Genomic DNA, 6,854 nt, shown 5'->3' on the forward strand with positions numbered 1-6,854 from the left:
CGGCGAATACAGCGGTTCAGAACAGCAAACCGCACTCACTCCGAAAATTGCGAAACCTTCTCGACAACGAAGCCATGTTTCTCCGCGGCCGCCAAGATTTCGGCCCGGCAACTCTCGACCACGTCGGCGGCAACAGGCTCGTTCAGGTAGCTCAGGTTCAAGTACCAATGCGTCGCATCGGTTCGCCACAGTGACAACTTGACAAAATTGTCGGGCTCATCTCGAAGGTAACGGTAGCCAAACTGTGCATCTTCGTCGTCAGTAAGACGGCCGCGCTTCGTCAAGGTCAGCGACTTGCGAAGAGCTTCCAGCTTGTCCTGGGGCATGGCCCCGGCAAGGCGGACATCGAGTAGGCGTTTCATGGGCATTTTCAGGCACCTCCTGGCCGGTGGACGATCCAGTCGACGTCGTCGCGGAAATGAGTGTCAAAGTTTGGGTCGAATTTTGGCCCAGTCGACGGAAACACTGCATGAGACACCTCGCGACCCAATCGCTCCGTCCATTCCTCCGCCCATCTCGCCAGGTTGGGGAAAACTTGTTCAGCGATGTCTTTGTTCACATATTCGTGCGTACCAGAGAAGAAGCTTTCAGGGCGTTCCTCCTCCGGTAGTGATTCATAGTATTCCTTGGCTCGCTCGACCAGCTTATCACCTGAGATGTTCGTATCATAGTCACTCGGTTCGCCACCTTGATCCTTGCCGACGCCAAAATGATATCCCGAATCAAAGGGACGGTGCACCAATCGGCCAGGTTCGCCATCAAGCCATTCGCGAATTTTGGCCAGCGCTTGGGGCCTGGAGGCGAGATCCTCATCGGACCACAACGGCTTGTGCGGGCCAGAGAAACCCAGGGTCGATGAGCCGAGCAGCCGAGCATCATAATCGTCAGGCGTGATTCCGTCGCGTCCCAGCGCCTCTTGCAGGCTCTGCGCCCATTCATTGTACTCTTCGGGAGTCATACCCATCGGTGCCGCGCCACTCATGAAGTTCCGAACCGACTCCATGCTCCATCCGAGCATCTTGAGATCACGCCCGGTGAGCGGGTTGCCCGTGGTCGGATCGGCAGGCCAGTCCCGGCGAACACCGTATGGATGCACAGAATCCACTGCCCCGAGTTGCTCTCGCACTTCGTCGTCAGTCGCGTCCAGGTCACTATCACCGGCCTCACCCGGATCAGCACCAGTGTCGGACGTGGAGTCGTCCGATGAGCCCGACGAGCCCGACGAGCCCGACGAGCCCGATGGTGGCCCATCCGCTGAGGCCATCGGAAGCCCGAACGGAGGCAAGGACACTGGCAGGGTCAACGGTATCTGCGGCACTGGCAGATCCGGCGGGGCGACTTCAGGTACCTCAGGATCGAAATCGGGTGAAGGCGCGGTCGGCGGTGAAGGCGCGTCCGCGGGAGGCGCCACTTCGGGTCCGCGCGGCTGTTCCGGCGTGTCCTCCGGATCGTCGTCGGGTGTACCGAACGGAAGAGGGACAGGGACCGGCGGACGTCGTTTCGGCGCTGGTGGCTCCGGCGCCTGATCAGGTGCTTTGTCCGGGGGAATGATCAGCGGAGGCTCCGGCGCAACCGCTGGGGCCTCGGGGATGGGCAGCGCCGGCACCGGTAGCGCCGGAGCGCCAGGTGCCGGCCGTGCTGGGACGTCGGGCACCGGCAAGGTCGGCAGGACCGGGGTCGGTGACTGTACGAAGGGAGCCTCGGCCGGTTTGGCGACCGCAGGCGGATTGGCCCGCTCGAACTCTTCCATCGATTTTGCGGCGAGATCGGCGATACCAACCCCGGCGAGCGTCGCGCCCGCGCCCGTCAGCACAGCTGAGCCGCCCGCCACCGGCACACCTACCGGCGCGCCGACACCGGTCGCGGTGGCCGCAGAGCCCGCGGCGACCCCGGTGGCGCCCGCCGCGGCCATCGCTCCGCCACCGATGATCGCCGCCACATCGGCAGGGTTGTTCACCATGGCGGTTCCCACGGCGTGGGCCGCCGGCGGGATGAGCGCGGCAACGGTCTTTCCCGTCTCCAGCACTTGCTCTCCCCAGCTGGGGCGCCCGACCGGTGGAGTCGGCTCAGCCGGGGGCAGCGCCGCATGCCGCTGCACCGGTGAACCGGGGACCGGAGACCCCGCTGTTCCCGTGCCCGCGGGACGCGGCCCCGTGCCAGTGCCTGTGGTGGTGCGAAGCGCCAACGCCGGATCTACCTCGGTACCAGGCTTTCCACCGCTCTTCGAGCCCGCCAGGCCCATCGCCGCGTTCCGGATGACCGGTACGGAAGCCGGAGGCGCGGTGGCCACAGTGGGGTTCCCGACACCAGGCATCACCACGGGCTTGTCGTTCAGCGACTTCAGCCCCTCGGGCTTCACCTCACCCGACTTCACCTCCGCCAGCGTCACCTGCCGCCGCACAACCGGAGCGACAGCCCGTGCGGACGCCTCCCGGTCAAGGACCCCAGGACGCGGAACCGGTGCGGCCGAAGCCAGACTCGGATCTGCCAGGCCGGTCTTACCGCCCACCGATCTCAACGCCTCAAGCTTCACCTCACCCGAACGCGCCTCAGACCGAGCCACCCCCAGCTTCGCCGCTGGATCACGCCGCTCGGCAGGCAACTGGCTCTTCGGTAGCTCCGAATCCGCGGAAAGAACCGCCTTTTCCTTGCCCCCGGTGTCCTTGCCCTGCGGCGTACCCAACTGCCGCGCGGCCTCCACCACCTTCCCCACAGAACCAGGCCGCCCTGCAGGCAACTGCTTCTTCAGCAGCTCCGCACTCACCTGAACAGCCGCCTTGCCCTTAGCTCGTTCATCCTGTGAACTCCCCAGCTGCCGTACAGCAGCGGAGTTCTTCAACGAAGACTTCCCGCCCGCCGACTTCAGCGCCTCAGGCTTCACATCACCCGATCGCACATCCGCCCGCGACACCTCAGGCTGCCGATCCTTCGCGGCGTCGCCTGCTTCCCGTGCCTGCCCAACCTTCTGGCCCGGCAACGACGTTTGAACACTGTCCTTGCCGTTGCCCCTACCGGGGCTTCCCTTGCCCTGCGACGTGCCTAGCTTCTTGCCGGCAGCCTTCAACGTGGCCTGGCCATCCGCCGACTTCAGCGCGTCGGACCTCACTTCACCCGACCGCGTCTCCCCAGACCCCCGTGAAAATGCCTGCACGATCTCCTTATCGCCGCGCTTACCGGCATCTTCACCGGCGGCCTTGTCTTTACCCTTGTCAGAATCACCCTTATCGTGCGAAGCACCTGACTGCCACGCAGCAGCGGAGTTCTTCAACGAAGACTTGTCACCCGCCGAGTTCAAGGCCTCAGGCTTCACATCACCCGATCGCACGTCCGCCCGCGACACCTTCCGCTTCTCGTCTGTGACAGCCCCCTTATTGTCGCCAGACCCCCGCGAAGATGCCTGAACAGCTCCCTTGTCGTTGCCCTTTTCCTTCACCGCTCCCTTGTCGTCCGGGGCGGATTTCTGCTTCGAGTCTTTCTCCGGTGCGGACTTTTTCTCTTGCGCGGCAGGTTTGTTCGCCCTCGTCTTGACGTCGCGCAGCTCTTTCTGTTGCTGCTGCGGGGTTCCACCAGGAGGAGTTTTCGACGGCGGAGCGGTGCTCGCAGCCTTGCCGCCACCACCGGCGTCCGTCGGCATCTTCGGGCCGGCCTGGGCGGCGCTGGCTCCCAGGACGCCGAAGACCACCGAGATGAAGCCGCCGGAGACGGTGTACAGGATCGTTCGTCGGACTCTGGTGATCTTCATGGTCTAATCGCCATTCGTGACGGAGACGGAGACCGAGCCGTTCGAGGTGTTTTTGGTGATGGTGCGGCTTTCGCCGGGCTTCACGTCCGCGGAGCTGAGCTTGATTTCGACCTTGCCGGGCTTCTTCTGGTGCTCGGTGTGCTTCTCGCGCGGCTTCTTGCCGAAGTCGCGGTCGTGCTGGCCTGCCTTGCGCGCCTGGTCCAGTTCCCTCTTGGCTTCCTTGAGCTTGGACTTGGCCTCACCAAGGGATTTCTCGGCCTCGCCGACGTGCTTCTCCGCCGTGTCGACGGCGGCCTTCGCCTTGTCCAAACGGGACTGCGCGGGCGGAGCGACCGGCTTTTCCGGGATGACGGCAACGAAATTGGGCTTTTCGGTGGCCTGCGGCGGTCGCACTGCCTGGCGCACCGGGGAGCGCTGTGGCTGCTCCTTGACCACCGGAGCGACCTTCACCACAGGAGCGGGCTTCTTGACTCCGGGTTTCACCCCGGCCTTCGGGGCGACCGCGGGGGCGGCGATGGCCGGGGCCACTACGGGCGCCGCCACCGGGAGCACTGGAGCGGCGGCGGTTTTCACCGGTGCGGGTTGCGCGGCGGCGGTTTTCACCTGCCCCGCGTCGCCGTCATCGCTCATCAGGTTGGCCGTGGTCACTCCGACCGCCACTCCGGCCAGTCCGGCCACGCCCGCAGCGGCTACCCGCTTCACCATGTTCGACGTCATCGGTCACTCATCTCCAGTTCGCTATTTCGTTTCGCTTTGCGGTCACTGGCCTCTTCGGCCAGAGAACTTCCCATCAGGCCACCGAAAACTCCGGCGGCCTCGCCCGGGACTCATGGCCGGGCGGGCAGGCACCTCGGTCATGAAGCGCCTGGCCGACGATCTGCTCGAGGTGGGTCTTGTGGTGCTCGCGCAACTTCTTGCCGGACTCCGCGACCGTCTTCTTGCCGTCGGTCACGGTGGCGTAAGACTTCGCGGCCGGGCCGCTGGGGCCGGTGCCGCGGCGGTGATCAAGCCCGCCATCCCGCAGACGTCGGCGCGCTTCGGGTAGTTCGGTTTGGGCATCGGGCACCCCTCATCGGTCCGGACGGCAGCGCCGCCATCAGTTCCGGGAGAGCGTGGTCCCGGCCGGTCCAGCGGCCGTACATCGCCGATACATCCGCGCACGAAAAAACGCCATGGGCTCGGTCGGAATCAGCCGAGCCCATGGCGTCGAACAGGAGGATCACTCCGAGGTGAAGTCACCGGCCGGAGCGAGCGCGCGGGCACGTCCTTGGCCCACGGTCCCAATCTTTGCGGCCCGCACCGTCACGCGCTGATGGTGCTCGGACCACGGAACGAGGCGCAGCCATGCTTTCCACGATCGACGCGCTGTGAGCTCGCCGGCGAAGCGTCGGGCGCGGGACCGGACACAAAGGACAGTAAAGAAGTGGAAGAAAGACATCCGCATAGCACAAAGCCCCACGTCATCGACCTGAAAACGTGGGGCTTGAGTGTGCGCCATCAGGGACTCGAACCCCGAACCCGCTGGTTAAGAGCCAGCTGCTCTGCCAATTGAGCTAATGGCGCCTGCTTGTTCCCGCCGCTTTGGTGTTCCCCTCGGCGACGTGGAAAACATTAACACAGGGTTGCTGACCCCCGATTCAGGGGGGTCCCCTAACGGCGGGCCGGGACGGATTCGGCCATCCGGCCGCAGGCGTTGCGGCCGGTCAGGCAGACTATAGCCAGACGTTGGGGTTGGTACCACGCGAAACGGGCGGTGTGCATGAGGGTCTGGGGAGCGACGGGGCGGTCGCGGGTGGGGTTGGTGGCTGTGGTGGCCGGGTTCACACTCGCCGCGTGCAGTAGTACACCGTCGAGTGAACCGCCTGCCCCGGGTGGCGCTCCCGGTGGTTCGCAGCAGAGCAGTGTGGCCGCTCCGGCCCCGAAGCCCGCCGTGATGACACTGACGCCGGCGCAGGGCGCGGCGAATGTGGCGCCGGGCGAGCCCGTCACGGTCGCCGTCGCCGACGGCAAGGTGGGCGAGGTGAAACTCACCGGTACGGACGGCAAGGTCGTCGCGGGCAAGCCGAAGGAGGACGGTTCGGGCTGGGAGTCGGCGGAACCGCTCGGCTTCGGCAAGACCTACACCGTCACCGCGGCCGCGACCGGGACCGACGGCAAGCCGGTCACCGCGACCTCGACGTTCTCCACGGCCAAGCCGGGTCGCCAGATCGGTGTTTCGATCAACCTCGTCGAAGGCGAGACGGTCGGTGTCGGCCTCCCGCTGATCTTCAGCTTCACCGGCAACGTGCCGGACAAGGCGGCGACCGAGAAGATGCTGAAGATCGTCACCGAGCCGCAGGCCGAGGGCGCGTTCCACTGGTTCGGCGAGAAGACCGTGATGTGGCGGCCCAAGGAGTATTTCAAGCCGGGCACGAAGATCTCGGTCAACGCGGCGATCTACGGCAAGAACCTCGGCAACAACACCTTCGGCCGCGAGGACAAGCCCGCCAACGTGGTCGTCGGCGACAAACTGGTCGCGACCGCCGACGGTGGCACGCATCAGATGAAGGTCGTCGTGAACGACCAAGAGGTCAAGCAGATGCCGATCTCGATGGGCAAGCCGTCGAGCAGCACCCCGGCCGGGACCTACACGGTGATGAGCGAGCACACCGGCTACACGATGGACTCGAGCACCTACGGCGTCCCGTCGGACAGCAAGGCGGGCTACCGGACCTTCGTGAAGTACGCGGTGCGGATGTCGAACAGCGGCATCTTCTACCACTCGGCGCCGTGGTCGGTCGGTTCGCAGGGGAAGCGGAACGTGAGCCACGGCTGCATCAACCTCTCGACCGAGAACGCGAAGTGGCTGATGGACACCTCGAAGAAGGGCGACATCATCACGGTCACCAACTCGGGTCCGCAGGTGCTGGAGCCGACCGACGGCTGGTCGGTGTGGCAGATGTCGTGGGACGACTGGAAGACCGGCGGCGACCGGAACTGACCTGAGGTCATGTGGGGTCCCCCATGGGAGATTTTAGTCCCAATGGGACCCCACAAGGCCTTACCGGCGGAGGAGTGGCGTTTAGGTTAACCCACAGCCTTTAGCCGCAGGTCGTTTAAAGGCAAAAGATCG

Annotated in this window: 5 protein-coding genes and 1 tRNA gene; 1 reads left to right on the top strand and 5 read right to left on the bottom strand. The window is 65.2% G+C overall.

All coding sequences use genetic code 11. From position 1 onward, the window contains the following. Positions 1-35: 35 nt before the first annotated feature. The 5 genes from ACZ5ZX_RS08195 to ACZ5ZX_RS08215 all read right to left on the bottom strand — a co-directional run bounded on the left by ACZ5ZX_RS08195 (position 36) and on the right by ACZ5ZX_RS08215 (position 5,305). Positions 36-368 (bottom strand): hypothetical protein, encoded by a 333-nt coding sequence (locus ACZ5ZX_RS08195; RefSeq protein WP_465501297.1) that lies wholly within the window; start codon positions 366-368, stop codon positions 36-38. A gap of 2 nt (positions 369-370) precedes the next feature. Then, positions 371-3,742, bottom strand: a complete 3,372-nt coding sequence (locus ACZ5ZX_RS08200) for a hypothetical protein (RefSeq protein WP_465501298.1) — start codon at positions 3,740-3,742, stop codon at positions 371-373. A gap of 3 nt (positions 3,743-3,745) precedes the next feature. Continuing rightward, positions 3,746-4,459, bottom strand: a complete 714-nt coding sequence (locus ACZ5ZX_RS08205) for a hypothetical protein (RefSeq protein ID WP_465501299.1) — start codon at positions 4,457-4,459, stop codon at positions 3,746-3,748. A 73-nt stretch (positions 4,460-4,532) separates the two neighbouring features. Then, positions 4,533-4,808 (bottom strand): hypothetical protein, encoded by a 276-nt coding sequence (locus ACZ5ZX_RS08210; RefSeq protein ID WP_465501300.1) that lies wholly within the window; start codon positions 4,806-4,808, stop codon positions 4,533-4,535. Positions 4,809-5,232: 424 nt separating this feature from the next. Next, positions 5,233-5,305, bottom strand: a tRNA-Lys gene (locus ACZ5ZX_RS08215). Positions 5,306-5,501: 196 nt separating this feature from the next. Here ACZ5ZX_RS08215 and ACZ5ZX_RS08220 point away from each other — a divergent pair. Beyond that, complete coding sequence (locus ACZ5ZX_RS08220) at positions 5,502-6,722, top strand: L,D-transpeptidase (protein WP_465501301.1); 1,221 nt, start codon at positions 5,502-5,504, stop codon at positions 6,720-6,722. The last annotated feature ends 132 nt before the right edge of the window (positions 6,723-6,854 follow it).

The organism is Amycolatopsis sp. NPDC033938 (assembly GCF_055575975.1).

Coding starts and splice junctions, on each gene's coding strand:
- ACZ5ZX_RS08195 (WP_465501297.1), bottom strand. CDS start 368: ATGCCCATGAAACGCCTACTCGATGTCCGCCTTGCCGGGGCCATGCCC.
- ACZ5ZX_RS08200 (WP_465501298.1), bottom strand. CDS start 3,742: ATGAAGATCACCAGAGTCCGACGAACGATCCTGTACACCGTCTCCGGC.
- ACZ5ZX_RS08205 (WP_465501299.1), bottom strand. CDS start 4,459: ATGACGTCGAACATGGTGAAGCGGGTAGCCGCTGCGGGCGTGGCCGGA.
- ACZ5ZX_RS08220 (WP_465501301.1), top strand. CDS start 5,502: ATGAGGGTCTGGGGAGCGACGGGGCGGTCGCGGGTGGGGTTGGTGGCT.